Genomic DNA, 21,885 nt, shown 5'->3' with positions numbered 1-21,885 from the left:
TACGTCCTATGTCATCAAGACCCGAGGTCGTCTTCGACCCGGTAGACAGCGGCTACCACACGTTCCGGATCCCGTCGGTGCTGGCGCGGGGCCCGGTCGTACTCGCGTTCTGCGAAGGGCGGCTGCACGGGTCCGGCGACGCGGGCGAGATCGAGGTCGTGCTGCGGCGGTCGCTCGACGGCGGGGCGACGTGGTTGCCGCTGCAGGTGGTGTCGGCGGTGCCGGGGAAGACCTGTGGAAATCCGGTGCCGGTGATCGATCCGGCGAGCGGCGACATCGTGCTGGTGACGGTTCAGAACGGCGCGGACGCGGTGGAGCTGTCGCTTGCCCGCGGCACCGATCCCGTCGATGGGCGGCGGGTGTTCGTCCAACGGTCCGCCGACGATGGCGCGTCGTGGAGTCCGGCCGTGGAGATCACTTCGCAGGTGAAGCCTTCCGACTGGGGCTGGTATGCGACCGGGCCGTGTCATGGGATCGCGCTGAGTTCCGGGCGGCTCGTCGTACCGGCGAATCACTCGTTCGTGCCTTCATCGCCGGTTGAGGATTTGGTTCGGCTGAACGGCGGGCATTGCATCGTGAGCGATGACGGTGGTCATTCGTGGTCGGTCGGGTTTGTCGATCGCAATGACGGTTCCGCGATCAACGCCAATGAGACGACCGTCGCTGAGTTGCCGGATGGACGGTTGTACTTCAACGCTCGCAATCACCAGGGGAGTGGGCCGGCGCGCGTACACGCGTGGTCGTCCGATGGTGGTCTCACCCTCGATGCGCCGTACGCCGGGATCCCATCGATCACTGCGCCTGGGATCCAGGGCAGTGTGCTTGCGGTGGGGGATCGGCTGCTGCTGTCGACGCCGGTTGATCCTTCGGTGCGCCGTTCGTTGACTGTCTTTGTGTCGGACGACTCGGGCCGGTCGTGGCGGCCTGGGCCCGTCGTACACGCCGGTATGGCTGGGTATTCCGACCTGGTTCCGCTTCCCGATGGTCGTGTCGGGATCTTCTACGAAGCCGGCGAGACCTCGTCCTTTTCCGCTTTGCGCTTTGCCTCCTTCGATTCCGCCCTTTGACGTTGGGAGACCCCTTGACCGACCCCGCCCAGTTGACTGGCGTCGTACCGCCGCTCGTCACCCCGCTCACGCCCGAGTACGACGTCGACACCGCGTCGCTGGCCCGGTTGATCGATCATCAACTGACCGGCGGCGTGGACGGGGTGTTCGTGCTCGGCACCTCCGGTGAAGGGACCTTCCTGACCGACGAACAGCGGCAGGTCGTGCTGGAGACCGCGGTGTCGGAGGTGTCCGGGCAGGTGCCGGTGCTGGCCGGCGTGATCGACGCGTCGACGGCTCGTGCCAGTGCTCATTTGTCCGCAGCGTTGAAGGCAGGTGTGGACGGGGTGGTTGCCACTGCGCCGTTCTATGCGGCGACGCATCCTGCTGAGATCGAGCGGCATTTTGTCCGGCTGGCTTCGGTGGCTGGGGATACGCCGCTTTATGCGTATGACATCCCCGGGCGGGTCGGGACGAAGCTCGGTGCTTCGTTGATGATTTCGCTGGGTCAGCGTGGGGTGATTGCCGGGGTCAAGGATTCCAGCGGTCAGGATGCGAGCTTGCGGCAGTTGGTTCTGGATCGGCGTGATGTCGGGTTGACCGGGTTCGCGATCATGACCGGGTCGGAGGTGACGGTCGACTCCGCGCTGGCCTTTGGTGTGGATGGCGTCGTACCGGGGCTCGGGAATGTCGATCCGGCTGGGTATGTGCGGTTGTTCGACGCGGTTGCCGCTGGTGATCTGAGTGCTGCGCGGGCGGAGCAGGATCGGTTGTTCCGGTTGTTCGAGATCATCGACGTGGCGGATCGTTCGCGGATGGGCGCGAGTTCGGCGGCTCTGGGTGCTTTCAAGGCCGGGCTGTACCTGCTCGGGGTGATCGCCTGCCCGGTCACCGCTTTTCCGTCCATCCCGCTGTCCGAGGACGAGATCGCGGCGGTCCGCCCGTTGCTGGAACGAGCCGGACTACACTGAACGGTCCTACTTAGAGGAGGCCGGGCAGTGACAACGGGCGGGCTCAGCCGGGCGCGGGGAGCGGCGGGGAATCAGTCCTTCATTCGCGACCAGATGAAGTCGTACATCCTGGAGCGCGGACTGAAGGCGGGTGATCCGCTGCCCAACGAGCAGGAGCTGATGGCCCAGCTCGGCGTCGGGCGGCACCCGTTGCGCGAGGCGATGAAGGCGCTGCAGGCGGTCGGCATCATCGAGATCCGGCACGGCTACGGCACCTACGTCGGCGAGGTCTCCCTGCAATCCCTGGAGGACGGCCTCGCCTTCCGCATGTCCCAATCCATGGCAGGCGACCTCCGCGACGTCCAAAACGTCCTCGAAGTCCGCCAGGCAATCGAGGTCGGCCTCGCCGAGGAAGTCGTCGCCTATTTCACTGCTCACGGATACGACACCCTCGAGCCGATCGTCCAACGCATGGAAGCCAAGGCCGAAGCCGGCGAATACTTCCCCGACGAAGACTGGGCCTTCCACCAGGCGTTGTACGAGCCCCTCGGCAACGCCCTCGTCATCGACCTGCTCTCAGTCTTCTGGCGCACCTTCGCCCAGGTCGACGTACGCCTCCCCGGCGCCCGCTACACCCCCGCCGACGCCGCCACCTGGCACCGAGACCTCCTCAACACCCTCAAAACCGGCAACCCAGAAGCCTTCGCCCGCTCCATGAAAAACCACTTCCACGGCATCCACACCCGCCTGGGCGAATAGCCTGTGCAGATCGACAGGACGTATACCTCCACTCAGGAGGAGGCGGCCGGTCTCGTGAGCGTGTCTCTGCTGCTAGACCCAGACACATCCTGTCGAAATGTCTCCTGTGGATAAGCCAAGCCGCGAGTCGACGAATTCAGGCACCATCCCTGGATGGAATCGGTCCACGAGGTCCTTGCCCGCCAGGGTGGCTGGGCCACGTACGCCGAGTTGGTGGCGGCGACGTCCCGCCGAGCTGTTGCGGTGGCGCTCGAGCGCGGTGAGATCCAGCGGATCGCACAGGGGATCTACGCTGTGCCGGGGCTGCCCGCCGACACGGTGGCCACGCTCGCCTATGATGGGGTCCTCTCGCATGTGAGTGCTGCGGCGGCGTTGAAGCTTCCGCTGCTGGTGGCACCGGAGAAGCCGCATGTCACACTTCCGCCCAAGCGTCGCCCTCGTCCGGGCCCATCCGCTGTTCTGCATTGGGCCGACACCGATTCCGACGAGCGCCGCAATCGGATCACGTCTTTGCTGCGGACCGTCCTCGACTGTTCTCGCGTGCTTCCCTTCGGTGAGGCGCTCGCTGTCGCCGATGCGGCCCTCGCCACCGGAAACCTCAGCCAGGAGCAACTCCTTGCCGCCACTGCCGCGATGCGGGGGCCAGGCTGCCCGGATGCTCGCCGGATGGCCGCGGCCGCGACCCGCGAGTCGGGCAGCTTCCTGGAATCCATGCTGCGGGCTCTTCTCATCAGCGAGGGCATCGACGGCTTCGAACCACAGGTCCTGGTGACCAACGGATGGTTCCGGGCGCGGGTCGATCTGGGACATCGGCGCGCCCGGCTGGCACTCGAGGCCGACGGCTTCGAATTCCATGGATCCCGGCAGGACTTTGCCGCTGACTGCCATCGGTATGACGAGCTGGTGGCGGCGGGATGGCTGGTGCTCCGGCTCACGTACGAGCAAGTGATCGGTGATCCGGCCTGGGTCGTCGCCACAATTCGTGCCACGTTGGCTCAGCGCCTCGCCGGCTGACAACTTGCAGATCGACAGGAGGTGCCCAAGCACACCCACCCGCTGCCGCCATCGCTGAGCGTACGCGACGACCGGCTGACCCGACACCTCCTGTCGAGCTGCACATCCGGCACTACGCGAAGAGGTTCTCTGCGTCCACGATCGTGTAGGCGTAGCCCTGTTCGGCCAGGAAGCGTTGGCGGTGGGCGGCGAATTCGGCGTCTACGGTGTCTCGGGCGACGATGGAGTAGAAGCGGGCGGTGCGGCCGTCGCCTTTGGGGCGGAGGACCCGGCCCAGGCGCTGGGCTTCCTCCTGGCGGGAGCCGAAGGTGCCGGAGACCTGGATGGCGACCGAGGCTTCGGGGAGGTCGATGGAGAAGTTGGCGACCTTGCTGACCACCAGGCGTTTGATCTCGCCCTTGCGGAACGCGTCGAAGAGGCGCTGGCGTTCGCGGACCGTCGTCTCGCCCTTGATCACCGGGCATTCGAGCCGTTCGCCGAGCTCGTCCAGCTGGTCGATGTACTGGCCGATCACGAGCAGCGGCTCATCCGCGTGGTGTTCGGCAATACGTCGTACCAGCCGGGACTTCGCCGGGGTCGACGCGGCCAGGCGGTAGCGGTCCTCCGGCTCGGCCGTCGCGTAGACGAACCGCTCGGTCTGCTCCAGGTCCACCCGCACCTCGACGCAGTCGGCCGGCGCGATCCAGCCCTGCGCCTCGATGTCCTTCCACGGCGCGTCGTACCGCTTCGGCCCGATCAGCGAGAACACGTCGCCCTCGCGGCCGTCCTCGCGTACGAGCGTCGCAGTCAGACCGATCCGCCGCCGGGTCTGCAGATCCGCGGTCATCCGGAAGATCGGCGCCGGCAGCAGGTGCACCTCGTCGTACACGATCAGGCCCCAGTCGCGCGCGTCGAAGAGCTCCAGGTGCGAGTAGACGCCCTTCCGGCGCGTGGTCATCACCTGGTACGTCGCGATGGTCACCGGCCGGATCTCCTTGCGCGCACCGGAGTACTCGCCGATCTCGTCCTCGGTCAGACTGGTCCGGCGGAGCAGCTCGTCCTTCCACTGCCGGGCCGACACCGTGTTCGTGACGAGGATCAGCGTGGTCGCGGACGCCTGCGCCATCGCGGCCGCGCCGACGATCGTCTTGCCGGCACCACACGGCAGTACGACGACGCCCGAGCCGCCGTGCCAGAACGAGTCCACTGCCTGCTGCTGGTACGGGCGCATGTCCCAGCCCTTGCAGACCAGGTCGATCTTGTGCGTCTCGCCGTCCACGTACCCGGCGAGGTCTTCGGCGGGCCAGCCGAGCTTCAGCAGGGTCTGCTTGAGGTGACCGCGCTCCGACGGGTGTACGAGGACCGTGTCGTCGTCGATGCGGGCGCCGAGCATCGGCTTGACCTTGGCGCTCCGCAGTACCTCTTCGAGCACCGGCCGGTCGGTGGTGACGAGCACCAGCCCGTGCTGCGGGTGCTTCTCCAGCCGCAGCCGCCCGTAACGGTCGAGTGTCTCGGCGATGTCGACCAGCAGCGAGTGCGGGACGGGGTAGCGGCTGTAGCGCAGCAGAACATCAATCACTTGCTCGGCGTCATGCCCGGCAGCCCGTGCGTTCCACAGCCCGAGTGGTGTCAGCCGGTAGGTGTGCACATGCTCAGGGGCTCGCTCCAGCTCAGCGAATGGCGCGATCGCCTTCCGGCAGTCGGTTGCGTCCGGATGTGCAGTCTCGAGCAGAAGCGTCTTGTCCGACTGCACGATCAGAGGACCGTCTGTCACTGCATCTCCCATTCACCGATGTCCGACCTTCCATTGTGCCTCAGGGGTCAACTGACCGGCCGAGCGGTGGAGATGCGGTGCAGTGCGTAGGTGCGGGGCTGGTCGGCGCCTTCGTCGTAGGCGGTCAGCCAGCCGTCGGCGACGCGGACTGGTTCGACGATGCGTTCTGAGGCGTTGCCGTTGTGGTCGACGTAGGAGATCCAGGTGCGGGCGTGCGCCTCGGCCGCGTTGGCCAGTACGCCGATGGTCTCGGCAGGTGCGGTGGCTTCGATCAGAGCCTCGGCTGGGCGCTCGGCGGCCACGCGGTCGCCGGCGCGGACCTTCTCGATCACCGCCTTCACCTGGTCGTCGGTGAGGTCGAGTGCGCTGTCGACGAAGTCCCTGCTCGTACGGCGTCGTGGAGTGTCGCCGCGGCGGGTCGCAGCACCAGTCACGTGTACGACGCCGTCGAATGTCTCCGCGAGCGGCGCGAGACCGGCCTCCCGCAGCCGGCTCAGCACCATATCCGGCGGCGACGGCGACACCACCACCGTCGGGGCGAGCCGGCGGAACCGGACGCCGGGCAGGTTGGAGCTGAGCAGGTGGGTGAGCACGTCCTCGTCGTCACAGCGCAGGTACGTCGACGCCGTACCGAGCCTGAGTACGCCGTGCCGCCGGGCAACGTCGTCGATGAGGTACGTCAGCGGCTGCGGCACCGGAGTGCGCGAGTGCTCGGCCAGCCACTTGTGCAGCTGGTCCGCGGTCCGGCCGAGGTCGAAGGCGCGTCGTACTGAGCTCTCACTGAATCTGTAGACCCCTGCGCCGCCGTGCGACTCCACATCGGCCATAGCGGACAGGTCGTCCTGGACCGTGCGTACCAATGGGCCAGGAGCGACTGCGGTGAGATCGGCCTGCAACAGCACCTCTGACACCGGCTCCGGGACCAGCGGGCGGATGGCTGCAGCCAAGTCGTCCGCTGTGGGCTCCAAAGCAAGCAGGGGCTGAGCGTGTGCCGCGAGAGCCCCTAGACCAGTCAGTCCTAGCAGTGCAGCCTCAGTGATGGTCCACTCGACCAGATCGTCGCGGAACTGCCCGCCGCGTCGAGGGCGGTGCCAGGCGACCCACGTGACGACGGACTCCTTGGCAGATGCAGTGCCGGCTCCTGCCTCGGCCAACGCCTGCAGAGTGAGCGTGCGGACCTCAGGTGCGAGTAGACGTTCCAGGTCGGGCGCCAGCGCGTTGATGAGCCTCTCGCGTGCAGCAGCCGTCGCGCCACCGGTGTCGCGTCTGCCGATCAGTCCGATCGCTCTCAGCCCGGTGTACCAGGCCATGACGAGCTGACCCCACCGATGTGCGAGGTCCAGCTCCAGCCAGTCGTCGTACGAGCTCGTAGGCAGCCAGAGCTCGCTCGTGCCGACCTCTACGGCTGCCACGAGTCCTGCGGCGTACGCGATCTCCAGTACGGCGGCAGTCGTCTGCTCCTCGGCACCGATCTTGCCGGCCAGACTGCGGAGCTCCCGCACGCCGATTCCGCCCGTACGCAGTACTGGAGGTGGTTCGATGCCGAGCTGCTCGAGCGCGCGGTCCACCTGCCTGACGAGGTCCAGCGCAGCACCAGCAGCGGCACGGTCGGCAATCGCTGCCGACACCTGCTTACCGTCGAGTGGAGGCGGTACCGGCCTGGTCGACGCCATCACTCGCCCGCCACGCAGGTGCAGCCCGATCTGCCGCGGCAGTACGACGGTGTTGGCGTCCTTGGGTACGACGAGTCCACGCGCCAGCAGCCGTTCGACCGGCGTACGCGCAGATGCGATTGTCACTGGACGCTCAGCCTTCTCCACCGTCCCTGTCGGCGGCCCCCAGGTCAGTTTGTCCAGCACTGCACGGGCGTCCGGGCCGGCCTCGTCGATCAGCTTGTCCAGGTCGCCGAAGTGTCTGGTGGTGACAGGACCCAGTCCGGCGGGTGTTGGACCCAGGAGCTCGTGCACTGCCCGGATCGGCCGCAGGTCGTCCTCAGTGCCCCACACGAGAGCCAGTTCGAGCAGCTCGGCCACCCGGGGCTGGACTACCTCGACAGGTTGTGCGACCCCGGCAGCCAGGGCAGCTAGGTCTACCGGCTCTGGCAGAGCTGACAACGACTCCAGCAGATCCACACCAAACTCGTCGAGCCGGTTGATCGCTCGCGCCGCCGATGCGTTGGTGGTCGCCCGAGCCGCCAGCTGACTGGTGTCCGCGGGGATCGGCATCGCCAGGTCGGGACGCCGCTGCAGGAGCTGACCGAGGGCAGCGTCGTCCCAGGTACGTAGCGCCTCAGCGAGGGTACGTGGGCGGTTCCGCTCGGTTTCGGTCATCCATCCAACGGTACGGCCCTAGGCCCACCCACCACCAATGGTTCTCACTCGGCGGCGCCGGCGGTGCCGATGCGGCGGAAGCCGACGCGTTCGTAGACGGCGGCGACGGCTTTGGTTTCGGCGGAGAGCAGGATCAGGTCTACGCCGTTCGCGAACGCGTGCTCGGCCAGGACGGACGTGACCGCTGCGGCAAGGCCTCTGCGGCGCATAGAGGGCAGCGTGCCGACGCCGACGATCTCGGTGGTGGACTCCACCGGCTGGTGCTGTCCGCTGGCGACCATGCCGTCCTCGGTGAACGCGGCCGCCCCAACGGTGACGCCCTTGCGCACCCGGTCGAGCACCGCCTCGATCAGCTTGTCCGGAACCTCGGCTGCCTTGGCGTCCCGCTCCGCCGGGCCGGCCGTGCCAATCGCCGTACCTGGATCGCCGAAAGCAAGCCCCGCGACCGCCCTGGCCTGCCGCAGTACGGCGTCCTCCGCGGGCAGGATCTCGCAGCGCGCGTCCGCCTTCGCCGGGCGGAAGTCGTCACGCCCCAGCACGAGCAACGGATGCTCGACCACCCGGAGCCCGGCCGCGGCGGCCGCCGGACCGAGCGACGGACAGGTCTCCACAACCCACTCGAAGTTCACGGGGATGTCGAGCTCAGCACACCGCGACCGCAGTACGTCGATATCGGTCGGCTCGATCGTCGCGTTGGCTCCGGGCACCGGCCGCGCGTAGTACGGCCAGACCGTCGTACTGCGGAAGAGCGTGAACGGCCCGACCAGTTCTGCAACCGAACCGGACAGCGGCACCGCATGAAGGTAGTCGTCAACTCGCCTGATCATCGCGACGCAGTGAATCACCCCGGCCCGGCAAGCGCCAGGGATTATGTCGAAGTTCGCAGCTCGGTTCCGACGTTGCTTACACAACGACAGAGGAGGACGAGATGCAGAAGGTGACATCCGCGGACGGTACGACGATCGCCTACGAGCGCTCGGGCAGCGGACCCCGGCTGATCCTGGTCCCGGGCGCCTTGTGTGACCGGTCGGCGCTCAGGCCGCTCGCGGACGAGCTATCTGACCAGTTCGACGTCGTGACGTATGACCGGCGCGGGCGTGGTGACAGCGGCGACAGTACGACGTACTCCGTCCAGCGCGAGGTGGACGACATCGGGGCGCTGCTCACGGCACTCGGAGGAACGGCGGCTGTCTACGGGCACTCGTCCGGCGCTGCGCTGGTCGTGGCGGCGGCTAGCGCGGGGCTGCCGTTCACCAAGGTGGTGCTGCATGAGCCGCCGTACGGGCCGGACGACGTGGACTCGGAGGACGACGGCGCGGCAGTGCTCCAGCTGATCGAGCAGGGCCGTCGGCGGGATGCGGTCGAGCTGTTCCTCCTGATGGCGGGCATGCCATCGCAGGCCGCCATCCAGACCGCATCCGCTCCGGGCATCGTGGAGCTCGCACACACGCTGGCGTACGACTTCGCCGTGGTCGGGCACGGCGCGGATGGTCGAGTGCCCGTCGACTTGATCGGGCGGATCAAGCAGCCGGCGCTCGTCGTCGCCGGGACGGCGTCACCACCGTTCATGGTCGACGCCGCCCACCGCGTGGCGAAGCACCTACTGGCGGCCGAACTGGTCGAGCTCGCCGACCAGGATCACGTCGTACCGCCCGAGATTCTGGCGCCGGTGCTGTCCGAGTTCCTCAGTCGGCGATGATCTCGATCGAGACCTTGTTCGGATAGAAGGCGACGTGGTCGCGGATGTCGGCGACCGCGTCGTACGGCTGCTCGTAGGTCCAGACAGCGTTGACCCCGTCGGCGCCGGCCGGGACGATGCTGAAGTAGGAAGCGTTGCCCTTGTACGGGCAGTACGTCGCATGCTCGGTGCGCTCGAGCAGGGTGAGGTCGACGTCGTCGCGCGGGATGTACTGCACCGCGGGGTAGCTCGCCTCCTGCAGCGACAGCGCCTCGCGGGTGTCCGCGATCACCTGGTCGCCGACTTTGACCACGACGCGATCGGGGTTCTTCCCGACCGTGATCGGGTGGTCCGGACCAGGAATCTTCTTCTCCGCCATCAACGTCTCCCAAAGGCCGTGATTCGCCGTCAACTTTTCAACAACCGGCGCCGGCGCCACGGCATTCCCGCGATCGGCGATCATCTTGGATGTGGAGCTTCGCCGCTAAGGCTGTTCCAGTTCCACGACCAGGCAGGGGCCGCCGTCGAAGGCGCCGCCGTCTATGCCCAGGGCTAGGCCGTCGGCGTACAGGAGGGGACCGGTGAGGTTCGCGGGGTCGATGCCGAGTTGGTCGGCGACGATGCTGTGGCCGTGGACGATGCGGTGGCCGCCGAGGTGTTGCAGCAGGACGGCGGCCACCTGGGATCCGTTGGCGCCGCGGAAGGCGTACCGCGACGTCATCCGCCGCCAGGTCTCCCACCAGATAACGATGTCGTCCGAGTGCAGGTCAGCCCGTGCGGCGGCGTTGATCTGATCGATCGTGTCACCCCACTCGACGTACTCCGCGGTGTCGGAGTGCATCAGCAGATGACCTGCGTCGAGGCCGAGCATCGGCTGGTCGAGCAGCCAGTCGACGTCGTCCTCGGTGAGCAGCTCCTGGTCGCGATCCTGGCCGCCGTTCAGCGCCCACGACCGCTCGAAGCTACGCGTGGAGATTCCGTCATGCGGCACGAACGTGTCGCCGAATTTGTGCATCCCGAGCGCGAGGATCTCGTGGTTGCCCAGCAGTACCCGGATGGCGCCGTCCGGCGCCTGCCCGATCAGCTTGCGGACGAAGCGCAGTACGCCGATCCCGTCCGGACCCCGGTCGAAGAAGTCGCCGAGGAACCACAGCCGCGCGTCCTTCCCCGACCAGTTGCCCTCGGCATCGACCAGCTCCGCCTCCCGGAGCGACGCCAGCAGCTTCTCCGGATGCCCGTGGATATCGCTCACCGCATACACGGCGGTCATGCGCGGATCATCCCTTGAACGTCAGCACGATCAGTACGACGTTGAGCAAGGAAACCGCGGTTGCTACCAGGCATGCGGCGAGAGTAGTCGCCCACCGGTTGACGAAGTCGCCCATGACGCGCCGGGACGCGGTCAATCGCACCAACGGCCACAGCGCACACGGGATGCCGAAGCTCAGCACCACCTGCGAAACCACCAGCGCCCGGCTCGGATCGATGCCGATCGCAAGGATGATGAGGGCCGGGAGCAACGTGACCAGCCGGCGGACCGCGAGCGGGACATGGCGCTGCCAGAACCCGTCGAGGATGACCGACCCGGCGTACGTGCCGACCGAGGAGGACGCGAACCCGCTGGCCAGCAGGGCGAGCGCGAACAGCAGCGCCGGCATCTGGCCGAGCCGGTCGCCGATCGCGGCGTGTGCGGCGTCGAGCGAGTCAGCGCCGGTGCCGTCCAGCGCGGCTGCCGCGAGTACGACCATGGCCAGGTTGACCGCGCCGGCCAGAGCCATGGCGACGGCCACATCCATCCGGGTGGCACGTAGTACGCGGGATTTGCCCTTCTCCGAGCGGATCGTCTTCCAATGGCGGTCGGTGACGAGCGCGCCGTGCAGCCAGATCGCGTGCGGCATCACCGTCGCGCCGAGCATGCCGGCCGCGAGCACCAGCGACTCGGTCCCGTCCAGCCGCGGCACCAAGCCACCGACGACACCGGCCGCGGACGGCTCCGACTTCACTGTCGACACCACGAACCCGATCAGCACCACCGCGAGCAACCCGATGATCGCCGCCTCGAACGGCCGCTGTCCGCGCTTCGACTGATAGATCAGCAACCCGAACGACACCGCGCCGGTGATCACGCCGCCGAGGAGCAGCGGGATCCCGAACAGCAGATTCAGCGCGATCGCACCACCGACCACCTCGGCCAGGTCGGTCGCGATCGCCACCAGTTCGGCCTGCGCCCACAACCCGGTCGACGTCGTACGGCGGAAGTGGTCCCGGCACAGCTGGGGAAGCGTCCGGCCGGTGGCGATGCTCGCCTTGGCAGCCAAGTACTGCACCAGGACGGCCATCAGGTTCGCACCGACCACTACCCAGCAGAGCAGATAACCGTAGGTCGCGCCGGCCGCGATATTGGTGGCAAAGTTGCCCGGATCGACGTACGCGACCGACGCCACGAAGGCAGGGCCGAGCAACAACAGCCCTGACCGATTCAACTGCCGCCGCAACGGCGCCGGTGCATACATGAGAGAAGTCTCTACGACGCCGGGGACAACGCAACCCCTGTCACCACGACGAGACCCCTTTCACATGCCTCAGGTACCGGCCTTGGCGGTACCGAGCGTCCGGTTGGCCTTTGCGGCGGCCAGAGTGACACCATCCCCGATGAGAGACGGGTCGTCGAAAGACATGCCGAGGACGACGTCGCCGAGCGCGGCGATGACGAAGGTGACCTGGAACCCCTCGAGTGGACCGCTGGTCGCGGCGAAGCGGACACCGACCCGGGCAGTGCCCGCCTTCGGGGTGGAGATCTCGCTGATCCGTGCCGGTGACGTGCCGGCACCGGTCAGGGTCAGCCTGACCTTCTTGCAGGAGCGGATCGCGGCCTTGGCCCGGTTCACCAGCGCCGTGGCCGCTGCCGCCGAGGGCAGCGCGTCCAGATCCTCCTGGACGAAGGGGCCGGACTCGCCGCCGCTGAAGACCACACCCGCGGTCGCGATGGAGCCCGGCGCGGTGTCCGCGTTGAACAGCTTCACGACCTCCTTGCACCGGCTGTCGGTCGAGGAGATCCCGCTGCCGTCGTCCTCGCCGTCGCCGGAGTCGTCGACGGCGAACCCGGAAGGCATGTCGGACAGCCCGAGCAGCGCCTTGGTGAGCTCTGCCTTGGTGCGCGGCTTCGGGGCCGCGGGGGTGGTGGGTGCCACCGTTGGCGTCGTACTCGAAGCGGTCGGGGTGGGCGTCGGGGTCGCGCTCGGAGTGGATGCGCTGTCCGGCTTGGAGTCACCGTTGCAGGCGACGAGGGAGAGGGCTAGTCCGGCCGCCAGAACGGCGGACACCAAGGATCGTTTGACGCGCACGGGAAGGCCTCCGGGTCCGGAATTTACAGATGGATGCCGACCCGGCATCCCCCGGCGCATCTGCGAGGAGAATACAGACGGCGGCCACCGGTGGCGAGAGGCTTCCGGAAACCGACCTAGACCTGAGATCAAGCCCAGGAGAAGTGCACCTCGAGCGACACCTCGACGGTGTGTTCGCCGGGGCTGATGTTGATGGCCATGCCGGGCGTGCGCTTGGCGCTGGCCTCGAACGCCCGGATCGGGACGGCGCCGTACGTCTCCGAGATCGAGCTCACCGAGCCGAGTGAGTAGCCGGCCAGCGCGGCGAGCTCAGCCGCCTTGGTGCGGGCCTGCTGGAAGGCGAGCTCGCGGGCCCGAGTCAGCAGTTCGCTCTTGTCCTCGATGTCGAACTGCAGGTTGTCCAGGCCGAGACTGTTGCCCGCGGCACCGACGGCGGCGGTCAGCAACCGGCCGAAGCCGCTCAGGTCCTTGGTCGTCACGGTCAGGGCGTGCGAGGCGCGGTAACGAATGGGGGCGCCCGGCTCGGTGTAGTCGCGGAAAACGTTCACTGCGCTGGTCTCGATTGCGGAGGCTTCCACGCCCTGTCCCCGGAGCGCTGCGATCGCCGCGTCCGTGCGCTCAGCCACCTTGGCCACCGCGGCGGAGACGTCCGCCGCATCGTGCTCGACGCTCAACCTCATCCGCAGTACGTCTGGAGCCGCACCTACCTGGCCTGACCCGACAACACTCACCCCTGTGTCCATGCAGAGAGTCTGACACCTTCATGTGGTGTCCGCCGGACCTTCACCGAGTCGTCGCAGACTATGGGGCCATGCGCAGAAGGACTTTGACCGCGACCGTGCTCGCCGGCTTGCTGCTGACCGGGCTGACCACCGCTGATGCCGCCGGGGACGATTCCCGCGTCGCCCGGGCGTTCGAGGCGACGACACGTAGTACGGCGTGGACGCAGGTGGAACGTATTCCGTTGAAGTTCCCGACGTACCACCCGCAAGGGTTCGCGCTGGTGGGTGACCTGATCTTCCTGTCCAGCGTGGAGGTGACCGAGGCGCCGGTGAAGTACCCGCAGCCGGTGGACGGGTACGACCGCAGTCCGGGCAAGGGCGTCGGTCACCTGTTCGTGCTGGATCGGCAGGGGAATCTGAAGAAGGACATCCGGCTCGGCGAAGGTACGGCGTACCACCCGGGTGGTATCGATTTCGACGGCCAGAACGTGTGGGTGCCGGTCGCGGAGTACCGGCCGAACTCGCGCGCGATCGTCTACACGGTCGACCCGAAGACCTACCGCGTCACCGAGCGGTTCCGGGTGAAGGACCATGTCGGCGGAGTGGTTCGCGATCGCACCACCGGGAAGGTGCACGGTGTCAGCTGGGGATCGCGCACGCTGTACGAATGGACCGCCACGGGGCGTCAGCTGGATGCGTCCGCCAACGAGAGCCACATCCTCGACTACCAGGACTGCGATTACGCCGGCCGCGGCAAGCAACTCTGCGGCGGCGTCACCACGTTGCCGACGGCGACTGGCGGCTCCTACGACCTAGGCGGTCTCGCGCTTCTGGACCTCCGCGACAACCGCATCCTCCACGAGATCCCCTTCCCGTACTTCTCGACAACCGGCCACAACGCCACCCGCAACCCCGTAGCCCTCGAAACCACCCCCACGAAGCTCCGCCTCTTCACGGCCCCTGACGACGGGGAAGATGCCGGTGGCACGCAGATCCTGGTGTATGAGTCGCCGCTGAGCTGATGCCACGGTTGGCTGGGAGCGCGGCTCCGGGCTGCGGAAGTTTGCTGGTCGGGGTGGGACGCAGCTATGCCCGGAGCAGCTCACCCGAGTGGTCGCGTGCCAGAGGTGGATCCGGTGATGGGGCGGGGATGGTCGCGGCCCGGAGCTTGCCCGGGGCCGGGCGGTTCGCGTTGAGCGGGAGGTGGATGCCCTTGCCGGAGGTGATTTCGCCTTCCGGCTAGCCCGATAGCGGGTTGTTTGATCGGTGGCGGTTAATAAAGGGCTATCCCTGAAAGAAGCCGCTATCGAGCGAGCGAAACAGCCGCTGAGTCCGGGATGTGGCTGGCATTGTCCGGATGGCGGGATTCGGGCGGGTTCTCTGGATCCTCGGACACTAAACGGGGAGCTCGGACATCTGGTGCGGTGTCCGCAGTCGCCAGAGGGTGTTCGAGGTCCCCACGTGCTATCGCGGAACCGGCGTGGGTTAGCTGGCTCGGGGGATTATTCGGGCGGGGATGTTGTGGAGGTGGCAGAGCGCCAGCAAGGCGGTGCCGTCGATGAGTTGGAGGGGTTTGCCGGTGGCGAATTGGTAGCTGGAAGGGCCGAAGCCGCTGGTGGTGATGAGGATGCCCTTGGTGGCGCCGGCGTCGACGACGGTGCCGAAGAGGTCGCGGACGGCCGAGGGTGGGACGGTACGGGTCCAGAGTTTGGCCTGTACGACGAACTTGCCGCCGGTGATCGGCCGAGGGTCGTACGCGACACAGTCGATCCCGCCATCTCCACCACGCCGGAACAACCGCGTCTCCAGCCCCATCCGGGTCAGCAGGTTGTGGACAAGGTGTTCGAAGGACTCGGGACTCAACTCGAGGAGATTGGGCCGGCTGTCGATCTCGCTCAGTACGTCGACCGGCTCGATCGTCCGCGGGTCCGCCAGGTCGAACTCCAGCACCGGCTCGACCGGCTGCAACTCCTCCGGATGGCGTGAGACCTCAGCGGCGAAGTAGTGCCGCACGCACGCGACAGGATCCAGTTGGTCCAGCACCAGCGCCTGGAACTGCTCCCGCGTCGCCCGCAGCGTGATCAGGCACGGCCGCACGGTCTGCCCGGTCGGCAGGTCCACGGACTCGACCATCCCGTTGAACACCACCGTGTCCACCACGCCGTACCGGTCGCTACCGAAGATCAAGTGCAACGCCCGCAACGCCAGCTGAGCAACGAGTTGCTGATAGAGCCGCCGCAGCTCCTGCGCAGGCCGCGGCACCCCGACTACCGCGTCCCGTTCACGGTCATACCGGTACGACGATTCCGCCGGTACGACGGCCACGTCCGGGAGATCCCACTCGACGGCCAGGAGAGTTGACTCGGGGACATATCCGACGCGCCGGCGCCGGGGGGCGTCGAGTGGTTCGGCCACCCGGTCCAGCGCCTTTTGGAAGTACCGGCTGACGGCCAGCCGGTCGCGCGCTCGCACAGCGCGCTCGTACGCGTCGATCCGGGCGTGCTGCTCAGCGGTCGCCTCGTCGAGCCGGCGTTGTTGCTCGGCCTGGTCCCGCTGCGCGCGAGCCAGCCGCTCGCGCCGGTTCTCCTCGGCGGCCTGGTGTCGTTCGATCGCCTCGGCGAACCGGTCCTCAGCCTCGGCCAGGCGGCGCGCGTACCGGCGTTCGGTGCCCCACCAGCGAAGGGGACCTGGCGGGTGAGGCACGAACGCATCCCAGACCGGTCCGGGATGCGGTTCGAGATCGGCCGGTGAGCCCGTCGGTGGGGCCCGCCGGGGCGCCCGTTTCAGGGTCTGCAGATCGGTGCCGTCGACATCGATCGCCAGTGCGTCGGCGAGGATGTTGCCCAGGGCCCGGACGCGTTCTTCCACCGCAGCGGTCCGTTGAGCCGCCTCCGCGGTACGTCCGGGCGGCCGGTCGCTGCGGGCCTGACCTTCCAGGGAACGGCCCATCGCCTCACACCTCTCGGCACCAATGTAACCGGCCAGCCACTCTCCGCGACCGATATGACGGAGAGTTGGTCGTGACATTGCTTGCCGTCCACCCCTTGTTTCCTCCGGAACCGCGGAGTCCGCAAAGGTTCAGCTGAGGTCAGGGTTGGCCTTGAGTAGGCGTTGCGGGGCTCGTACCCGCCATGAGTCGGTGACGATCTCGTGCAGTTCCTCCGGGTCGACCTGGTCGAGCCAGGCGAACAGCGCGGACGGGAAGGCCTTCACCACCCAGTAGGCGTTCGGATTGCTGTTCACCAAGGCTTCCCGGGCATCTCCGGCCCAGAACTGCATGATCTCGCGGCCCTCGTCCCACCGCAGCCGGGCGAACTGCTTCCCGGCCACGTCGTACGCCGGCGAGCCCTCGTGTGCCTGGCCGATCGTCGCATCGGGAAGCCCCAGCGCGATCCGGCCCACATCCTCCCAAGTAGCCATCATCCAATTGGAGCAGGGTCGATGAGGGTTGCGAAGGCTTTGAGGGCTGGGGTGTCTTCGCCGCGGCGCCAGATGAGGCCGAGGGTCGAGTCGGGCAGGCCGGTGATGGGGATGTTGACGACGCCGGCCCACTTGCTGTTCTCGGCGGTGGGGCGGCAGACCAGCATGCCGCCACGGTTGGCGGCGATCAGCGACAGACCTTCCTGGAGAGTGCGGACTTCAGGGCCGCGGTGGATCAATGCGCCGCGCGGTGTCTGCGTCGGCGCCTGCGCCTGGCGCCAGTAGCCGGGAGCTGGACCCGAGATCGCGATCAGGACCTCGCCGGCCAGGTCTTCGGCGTCGATGGAATCGCGGCCGGCCAGCCGGTGCTTGGCGCAGACCGTCAACGTTTGCTGCTGCTGGGAGAAGACCGGCCCGAGCACGAGATCGTCCTCGGCGACCGGCAGCATGACGACCGCCGCGTCGATGTCGCCCCGTCGCACGGCGCCGAAGGGGTCGTTCAGCGGCAGTTCGGCGACGTCGATCAGGCAGTTCGGATTCTCTTTCTGGAACTCCGACACCGCGGCCAGCACGATGTCGTTCGCCGAACCCTGGAAGCCGATCCGCAGCCTCCCCTTGACAGAGGTGGCGCATTCACGGGCATTCTCGACCACACGCTCGAGAGCGGCGTACGCCGGTCGCAGCGAGGTCAGGAACTCCTTGCCGAGCGGGGTCAACGCAACCCGTCGGCTGGTGCGTTCGACCAGCGTGCCGCCGATCCGGCGTTCCAGCGACTGCAGCAGCTGGCTGACGCGACTTTGCGACAGGTAGAGGCGTTCCGCCGTACGGCCGAAGTGGAGTTCGTCGGCGAGCACCAGGAAGCACTCCAGCTCGCGGACTTCGACAGCCACGGCGCGAACCTCCTCGAAAGATCGATTAGCTCAGCTAATACAAGCATGACCACATCGCCGTTGTTCCGCATCCCTGGGTGGCCGAAGTCTTGAAGTATGACAACGATTTGCGCCGACCAGGCGGCACCGAGCACCCAAAGCTGGGCGGCACCGATTGCGATGGCAGCAACCGTTTTCACTGTGGTCACTGCCGAGATGCTGCCGGTCGGGTTGCTCACGCCGATGGGGTCCTCGCTGAATATCAGCGAGGGAATCGCCGGTCTGAGCCTGACAGTCACAGGTATCGTTTCCGCCCTCGCTGCGCCGGTCCTGCCGTTGGTGCTGGGCAAGCTCGACCGTCGCATCGTCATGGTCGGCCTGATGGTGCTGCTCGCCGCGGCCGCGCTGCTAGCGGCTGCCGCGCCGAACGTCGTGGTGCTGATGATCGCCCGGGTTCTCGCCGGCATTTCGATCGGCGGCGTCTGGCTGCTGACGATCGGCTTGGCGCGGCGCGTCGTACCCGAGCATGCGGCCGGCCCGGCGACGTCGCTCATCTTCAGCGGCATCGGAATCGCTTCTGTGCTTGGGATTCCAGCCGGTGCCTACGTCGGCGAGCTGGTCGGCTGGCGCTGGGCCTTTGTCGCGGTCGGCCTGCTGTCCGGCGCGTTAGTCATCGCTCTCGCTTTCTTCCTTCCCCCTTTGGCCGCGGAGAAGGCAGTCCGCCTGAGTGACGTCACCGAGGTGCTGAAGCTCAGGCAACTGCGCGTCGGCCTGCTCTTGGTGGCACTGCTCGTCACCGGCCATTTCGCGGCGTACACCTACGTCCGCCCGCTGCTAGAGAAGCAGGCCGGCATCACCCCGGCCCTGATCGGGACCCTTCTGCTCGCGTACGGCGTGGCCGGCATCATCGGAAACTTCGTCGCCGGCTCGCTCCGTCCGGCCCGTGCGATCGGCATGATCGCGGCTGGCATTGCGGCGGTCGCCGTACTGATGCCGTTCGTCGGCACGACCCTCGCCGGAGCCCTCATCCTCTTGCTGGCCTGGGGTTTCGCCCACGGCGGTACGAGCGTCAGCACTCAAGCCTGGGGCCACGCCGCAGCACCGAATGCAGCCGAAGCGTCGTCCGCCGTACTCGTTGGCGTCTACAACGGCTCGATCGCACTGGGTGCGTTCGCAGGTGGTCAGGTCGCCGACCACCTCGGTACGACGACCGTCACCTGGCTCCCGGCAATCCTGGCCGCAGCGGCCCTGTTCGTCGTACTAGCGAACCGCCGCCAAAGCCGCTGAATCCTCGTCGCCGAAGACGTCCTCGAGCGTTTCCGGGGAGTAGTCGAGGTCGATCTCCGCGACGTCGGCGCCGACCGCGGACTCGATCGCGCCGAGGCGGCGGGTGGCGCGGTCGCCCGCGTACGTCATCAGCGCGGTCGGGTCGATCTCCGGCGGGATCTCGGGGGAGTGCTCGAGGGCCCACTGGATCTGGGTGAGGGCGTGTGGGAGGAGTTCCTCCATCGTGTCGGTGACGACCTGCCAGTTGGACTCGTCCGCGGCGACGTGGCGGCGGCAGGTGAAGGTGCCCCAGGCCATGTGCCGGCGTTCGTCGTCGCCGATGCGGCGGATCAGTTCCTGCATGCCGGGCAGTACGCCGCGCGACGTACACAGCAGGTTCCACGCGTGGTAGCCGGTGAGGGCCAGAGTGCCTTCCACGACGTGGTTGTAGGTGACGGAGGCGCGGACCTGGTTGGCAGGCGACGGGTCGTCGGCCAGCGACTTCAGCGCGACCGGCAGGGCCTCGTAGAAGATCGCGCGGTAGCCCGGGTTGTGCTCGACGTAGTGGTGCAGATCCTCGGTCACGCCGACCGCGTCCAGCCAGAGCCGGAAGACCGCGGTGTGCTTGGCCTCCTCGAAGCAGAACTGGGTCAGGTACATCTCGTCGCCGAACCGCCCCTCGGCCGCCATCGCCTGCAGGAACGGCTGCAGATCCTCAGTCACCGCCTCCTCGCCGGCGATGAACTGGGAACACAGCAGCAACGCGTTGTCCTTGTCGTTGTCGCTGAGCTCCTGCCAGTCCTTCGCGTCCTGGCTGAAGTCGACGTCCCGCGGATTCCAGAACTTGCGGTTGCCCTTGTCGAAGAGCCGCAGGGGCAGTGCATCCCAGTTGAGCCCGCCGGACTTCAGCGAGCTGAAACCCTGCCGGTGAAGAGGATTGGTCATACCTGCCTCCGGTAGCTGGACAGAAACGGAGTGAGGACGCGAGCCAGCTGCGCGGCCACAGCCGCCGGGGGAGGGCCCGGCGTGACGATGTGGCTCAGGACGACGCGCAAGGCGACGTCGACGCAGCTGGTCGCGTCCTCCGGTGGGATCTCCGGCCAGTGCTCCCGGACGTGAGCATCCAGGCGCTGGTGGCTCACCTCCAGGACCTGCTGCCCCCGTGTGGTCAGCAGTTGACTGGCCTGGTCAGATCCCGGCTGGCTGAGCGCCGCCTTCACCAGGGGGTTGTCCCCGGCGAGTGTGAGCGCCCGCTCGACCGCGACCCGGAGGCCGTCGATCGGGTCGGACTGCTCGGCGAGCGCCGCGTTCACGTCCAGCAGGAACCGCTCGGTCTCGCGTACGACGACCGCCTGCAGCACGCCCCACTTGTCGCCGAACTCGTTGTAGACGGTCTGCCTGGACACGCCGGTACGACGGGCCACGTCATTCATCCGGAGCCCGTCGTACCCGCCCGCGACGATCGCGTCGTACGCGGCGTCCAGCAGCTCGTCACGCAGTCGGCGCTTGGTCCGGTCGGCGAACGAGTCCATGCCCTGAGGGTTTACATTTCTGCCTCAAATGTCAAGAGGCCGGACAGATGATCCTCAATTGTCAAGTGAGGAGAAGTGCTTCGCGTCGCCGGTTCTCGGCGTACTGCGGACGCCGTCGACGCTCACCGGGACGTCACCGGCCAGCGTGATCCGGTGCAGTCGCCGGGGCTGGTCGTCGTAGTCCGCGACGCCGTAGTGCTGGGTCGCGCGGTTGTCCCAGATCGCCAGGTCTCCGGGCTGCCACTGCCAGCGGACGGTGTTGTCGAGGTTGGTGATCCGGTTCTGCAGCAGCTGGAACAACGCCGTCGTCTCGGCGCTCGTGAAGCCGACGAAGCGCCGTACGAAATGACCGAGGACCAGCGACCGCTCGCCGGTTTCAGGGTGCACGCGTACGACGGGGTGCTCGGTCTCGAACAGCTTCGAGACGAACTGCTTGCGGTGCTCCTCCACCTTCACGTCGACGCCGCCGATGCGGGTCTCGTCGACCCGGCCGGCGTAGTCGTACACGTTGCTGTGCACGGCCCAGAGACGATCGACCAGTGCCTGCAACGCCGGCGGGAGATTCTTGTACGCCGTGACGGTGTTGGCCCAGGTGGTCGCGCCGCCGTACGCCGGCAGGGTGACCGCGCGGAGCAGGCTGATCGCGGGGATCCGGTCGACGAAGGTGACGTCGGTGTGCCAGCTGTTCGCCTTGCCGTAGTCGGAGTCGATCGGCAGTACGTGCTCGGCGCCTTCGAGGCTCTTCGAGGTCGGGTGGGCCAGGGTCGGGGTGCCGAGCAGCTTGGCGAAGGCGAGCTGGCCGGCGTCGTCGAGGTGATGCTGCTCGCGGAAGAAGATCACCTTGTGGTCCAGCAGCGCCTGCCGGATCGCGGCTACAGTCTCGGCCGGCAGGTCACCACCGAGCTGAACATTGCCGATCACGGCGCCGATCGCACCGCCGGCTTTGGTGACGGTGATCTCGGGCGCTTCGAGCTGAGTGGTCATCGTTGGCTCCCTCGTGTGGGTTCAGGCTAATGTCTAGTTTCCTACTGAATTACTAGACTTAGAGGGTGTTTCGGCATCCGAGATGCGGACCGCCAGGCCATCACAATGCCGGCGCCGCCGGCGTGGTGAGCCTGGAGCGATGGGATCGGGTGAGGTTGTGATGGCCTGGCGGTCCGGTGGTCCTTTCGGGATGCGAGACCCGGCTCGGGCCGGCACCA

The 21,885-nt window shown here is 67.4% G+C and carries 21 protein-coding genes; 7 read left to right on the top strand and 14 right to left on the bottom strand.

Annotation, left to right across the window (positions count from 1 at the left end; translation table 11 throughout):
* Positions 1 to 8: 8 nt before the first annotated feature.
* The 4 genes from EV646_RS14780 to EV646_RS14765 all read left to right on the top strand — a co-directional run bounded on the left by EV646_RS14780 (position 9) and on the right by EV646_RS14765 (position 3,769).
* Positions 9 to 1,067 carry a sialidase family protein gene (locus EV646_RS14780; RefSeq protein WP_132148690.1) on the top strand — a complete coding sequence of 353 codons (1,059 nt, stop codon included), beginning with the start codon at positions 9 to 11 and terminating at the stop codon, positions 1,065 to 1,067.
* A gap of 14 nt (positions 1,068 to 1,081) precedes the next feature.
* Positions 1,082 to 2,017, top strand: a complete 936-nt coding sequence (locus tag EV646_RS14775; RefSeq protein ID WP_132148688.1) for a dihydrodipicolinate synthase family protein — start codon at positions 1,082 to 1,084, stop codon at positions 2,015 to 2,017.
* Positions 2,018 to 2,044: 27 nt separating this feature from the next.
* Positions 2,045 to 2,755, top strand: coding sequence for a FadR/GntR family transcriptional regulator (locus EV646_RS14770; protein WP_132148686.1), 711 nt, complete (start codon positions 2,045 to 2,047; stop codon positions 2,753 to 2,755).
* Between the two features lie 153 nt (positions 2,756 to 2,908).
* Positions 2,909 to 3,769: a type IV toxin-antitoxin system AbiEi family antitoxin domain-containing protein gene (locus EV646_RS14765; protein WP_132148684.1), complete on the top strand. Its 861-nt coding sequence runs from the start codon at positions 2,909 to 2,911 to the stop codon at positions 3,767 to 3,769.
* Between the two features lie 112 nt (positions 3,770 to 3,881).
* On the opposite strand, the gene EV646_RS14760 is transcribed toward EV646_RS14765, so the two are convergent.
* The 3 genes from EV646_RS14760 to EV646_RS14750 are packed head-to-tail and all read right to left on the bottom strand — an operon-like array spanning position 3,882 to position 8,679.
* Positions 3,882 to 5,534: a DNA repair helicase XPB gene (locus tag EV646_RS14760; protein ID WP_338419259.1), complete on the bottom strand. Its 1,653-nt coding sequence runs from the start codon at positions 5,532 to 5,534 to the stop codon at positions 3,882 to 3,884.
* Between the two features lie 35 nt (positions 5,535 to 5,569).
* On the bottom strand, positions 5,570 to 7,852 hold the full coding sequence (locus tag EV646_RS14755) for a helicase C-terminal domain-containing protein (RefSeq protein WP_132148680.1): 2,283 nt from the start codon (positions 7,850 to 7,852) through the stop codon (positions 5,570 to 5,572).
* Positions 7,853 to 7,896: 44 nt separating this feature from the next.
* Positions 7,897 to 8,679, bottom strand: a complete 783-nt coding sequence (locus EV646_RS14750; RefSeq protein ID WP_132148678.1) for a GNAT family N-acetyltransferase — start codon at positions 8,677 to 8,679, stop codon at positions 7,897 to 7,899.
* A gap of 101 nt (positions 8,680 to 8,780) precedes the next feature.
* On the opposite strand from EV646_RS14750, the gene EV646_RS14745 reads away from it, so the two are divergent.
* Complete coding sequence (locus EV646_RS14745) at positions 8,781 to 9,551, top strand: alpha/beta fold hydrolase (protein ID WP_132148676.1); 771 nt, start codon at positions 8,781 to 8,783, stop codon at positions 9,549 to 9,551.
* Here the strand turns inward: EV646_RS14745 and EV646_RS14740 are convergent.
* The 5 genes from EV646_RS14740 to EV646_RS14720 form a co-directional block, all read right to left on the bottom strand.
* The gene (locus EV646_RS14740; RefSeq protein ID WP_132148674.1) at positions 9,538 to 9,909 is read right to left on the bottom strand and encodes a DUF427 domain-containing protein; all 372 of its coding nucleotides are present in this window, start codon (positions 9,907 to 9,909) and stop codon (positions 9,538 to 9,540) included. The genes EV646_RS14745 and EV646_RS14740 overlap by 14 nt on opposite strands.
* A gap of 105 nt (positions 9,910 to 10,014) precedes the next feature.
* Positions 10,015 to 10,800 carry a metallophosphoesterase gene (locus EV646_RS14735; protein WP_132148672.1) on the bottom strand — a complete coding sequence of 262 codons (786 nt, stop codon included), beginning with the start codon at positions 10,798 to 10,800 and terminating at the stop codon, positions 10,015 to 10,017.
* A 7-nt stretch (positions 10,801 to 10,807) separates the two neighbouring features.
* On the bottom strand, positions 10,808 to 12,043 hold the full coding sequence (locus tag EV646_RS14730; RefSeq protein WP_132148670.1) for an Nramp family divalent metal transporter: 1,236 nt from the start codon (positions 12,041 to 12,043) through the stop codon (positions 10,808 to 10,810).
* Positions 12,044 to 12,112: 69 nt separating this feature from the next.
* Positions 12,113 to 12,853 (bottom strand): sensor domain-containing protein, encoded by a 741-nt coding sequence (locus tag EV646_RS14725; protein WP_158290962.1) that lies wholly within the window; start codon positions 12,851 to 12,853, stop codon positions 12,113 to 12,115.
* 149 nt (positions 12,854 to 13,002) lie between these two features.
* Positions 13,003 to 13,617, bottom strand: coding sequence for an SIMPL domain-containing protein (locus tag EV646_RS14720; RefSeq protein WP_132148666.1), 615 nt, complete (start codon positions 13,615 to 13,617; stop codon positions 13,003 to 13,005).
* A gap of 68 nt (positions 13,618 to 13,685) precedes the next feature.
* Between EV646_RS14720 and EV646_RS14715 the strand changes: the two genes are divergently transcribed.
* Positions 13,686 to 14,618, top strand: a complete 933-nt coding sequence (locus EV646_RS14715; protein WP_132148664.1) for a DUF6454 family protein — start codon at positions 13,686 to 13,688, stop codon at positions 14,616 to 14,618.
* Between the two features lie 463 nt (positions 14,619 to 15,081).
* On the opposite strand, the gene EV646_RS14710 is transcribed toward EV646_RS14715, so the two are convergent.
* From EV646_RS14710 to EV646_RS14700, 3 genes are all read right to left on the bottom strand, one after another.
* The gene (locus EV646_RS14710; RefSeq protein ID WP_132148662.1) at positions 15,082 to 16,545 is read right to left on the bottom strand and encodes a restriction endonuclease; all 1,464 of its coding nucleotides are present in this window, start codon (positions 16,543 to 16,545) and stop codon (positions 15,082 to 15,084) included.
* Positions 16,546 to 16,674: 129 nt separating this feature from the next.
* Positions 16,675 to 17,016 carry an MmcQ/YjbR family DNA-binding protein gene (locus tag EV646_RS14705; protein WP_158290961.1) on the bottom strand — a complete coding sequence of 114 codons (342 nt, stop codon included), beginning with the start codon at positions 17,014 to 17,016 and terminating at the stop codon, positions 16,675 to 16,677.
* Positions 17,016 to 17,906 carry a LysR family transcriptional regulator gene (locus EV646_RS14700; protein ID WP_132148658.1) on the bottom strand — a complete coding sequence of 297 codons (891 nt, stop codon included), beginning with the start codon at positions 17,904 to 17,906 and terminating at the stop codon, positions 17,016 to 17,018. Before EV646_RS14700 ends, EV646_RS14705 begins: the two co-directional genes overlap by 1 nt.
* 96 nt (positions 17,907 to 18,002) lie before the next feature.
* On the opposite strand from EV646_RS14700, the gene EV646_RS14695 reads away from it, so the two are divergent.
* Positions 18,003 to 19,172, top strand: coding sequence for an MFS transporter (locus EV646_RS14695; RefSeq protein WP_132148656.1), 1,170 nt, complete (start codon positions 18,003 to 18,005; stop codon positions 19,170 to 19,172).
* Here EV646_RS14695 and EV646_RS14690 read toward each other — a convergent pair.
* Genes EV646_RS14690 through EV646_RS14680 form a run of 3 tightly spaced genes read right to left on the bottom strand, consistent with a single transcriptional unit; the run spans position 19,146 to position 21,667 of the window.
* Complete coding sequence (locus EV646_RS14690; protein WP_132148654.1) at positions 19,146 to 20,096, bottom strand: R2-like ligand-binding oxidase; 951 nt, start codon at positions 20,094 to 20,096, stop codon at positions 19,146 to 19,148. The two genes, EV646_RS14695 and EV646_RS14690, sit on opposite strands and share 27 nt — an antisense overlap.
* Positions 20,093 to 20,683: a TetR/AcrR family transcriptional regulator gene (locus tag EV646_RS14685; protein ID WP_132148652.1), complete on the bottom strand. Its 591-nt coding sequence runs from the start codon at positions 20,681 to 20,683 to the stop codon at positions 20,093 to 20,095. The genes EV646_RS14690 and EV646_RS14685 overlap by 4 nt, the downstream gene beginning before the upstream one ends.
* A gap of 54 nt (positions 20,684 to 20,737) precedes the next feature.
* Complete coding sequence (locus tag EV646_RS14680) at positions 20,738 to 21,667, bottom strand: TauD/TfdA dioxygenase family protein (protein ID WP_132148650.1); 930 nt, start codon at positions 21,665 to 21,667, stop codon at positions 20,738 to 20,740.
* Positions 21,668 to 21,885: the final 218 nt, after the last annotated feature.

This window comes from Kribbella antiqua (assembly GCF_004345665.1).
In the GTDB taxonomy this organism is placed as follows: domain Bacteria; phylum Actinomycetota; class Actinomycetes; order Propionibacteriales; family Kribbellaceae; genus Kribbella; species Kribbella antiqua.
Note: the sequence above shows the minus strand (reverse complement) of the source record. Positions and strands in the feature narration are given on the sequence as shown.

What these genes read in the sequence shown, in the direction of transcription:
- EV646_RS14765 (WP_132148684.1), top strand. Translation starts at nt 2,909, where the DNA reads ATGGAATCGGTCCACGAGGTCCTTGCCCGCCAGGGTGGCTGGGCCACG.
- EV646_RS14750 (WP_132148678.1), bottom strand. Translation starts at nt 8,679, where the DNA reads ATGATCAGGCGAGTTGACGACTACCTTCATGCGGTGCCGCTGTCCGGT.
- EV646_RS14695 (WP_132148656.1), top strand. Translation starts at nt 18,003, where the DNA reads ATGACAACGATTTGCGCCGACCAGGCGGCACCGAGCACCCAAAGCTGG.
- EV646_RS14730 (WP_132148670.1), bottom strand. Translation starts at nt 12,043, where the DNA reads ATGTATGCACCGGCGCCGTTGCGGCGGCAGTTGAATCGGTCAGGGCTG.
- EV646_RS14745 (WP_132148676.1), top strand. Translation starts at nt 8,781, where the DNA reads ATGCAGAAGGTGACATCCGCGGACGGTACGACGATCGCCTACGAGCGC.
- EV646_RS14780 (WP_132148690.1), top strand. Translation starts at nt 9, where the DNA reads ATGTCATCAAGACCCGAGGTCGTCTTCGACCCGGTAGACAGCGGCTAC.
- EV646_RS14705 (WP_158290961.1), bottom strand. Translation starts at nt 17,016, where the DNA reads ATGGCTACTTGGGAGGATGTGGGCCGGATCGCGCTGGGGCTTCCCGAT.
- EV646_RS14690 (WP_132148654.1), bottom strand. Translation starts at nt 20,096, where the DNA reads ATGACCAATCCTCTTCACCGGCAGGGTTTCAGCTCGCTGAAGTCCGGC.
- EV646_RS14685 (WP_132148652.1), bottom strand. Translation starts at nt 20,683, where the DNA reads ATGGACTCGTTCGCCGACCGGACCAAGCGCCGACTGCGTGACGAGCTG.
- EV646_RS14755 (WP_132148680.1), bottom strand. Translation starts at nt 7,852, where the DNA reads ATGACCGAAACCGAGCGGAACCGCCCACGTACCCTCGCTGAGGCGCTA.
- EV646_RS14740 (WP_132148674.1), bottom strand. Translation starts at nt 9,909, where the DNA reads ATGGCGGAGAAGAAGATTCCTGGTCCGGACCACCCGATCACGGTCGGG.
- EV646_RS14680 (WP_132148650.1), bottom strand. Translation starts at nt 21,667, where the DNA reads ATGACCACTCAGCTCGAAGCGCCCGAGATCACCGTCACCAAAGCCGGC.
- EV646_RS14720 (WP_132148666.1), bottom strand. Translation starts at nt 13,617, where the DNA reads ATGGACACAGGGGTGAGTGTTGTCGGGTCAGGCCAGGTAGGTGCGGCT.
- EV646_RS14735 (WP_132148672.1), bottom strand. Translation starts at nt 10,800, where the DNA reads ATGACCGCCGTGTATGCGGTGAGCGATATCCACGGGCATCCGGAGAAG.
- EV646_RS14710 (WP_132148662.1), bottom strand. Translation starts at nt 16,545, where the DNA reads ATGGGCCGTTCCCTGGAAGGTCAGGCCCGCAGCGACCGGCCGCCCGGA.
- EV646_RS14760 (WP_338419259.1), bottom strand. Translation starts at nt 5,534, where the DNA reads ATGGGAGATGCAGTGACAGACGGTCCTCTGATCGTGCAGTCGGACAAG.
- EV646_RS14715 (WP_132148664.1), top strand. Translation starts at nt 13,686, where the DNA reads ATGCGCAGAAGGACTTTGACCGCGACCGTGCTCGCCGGCTTGCTGCTG.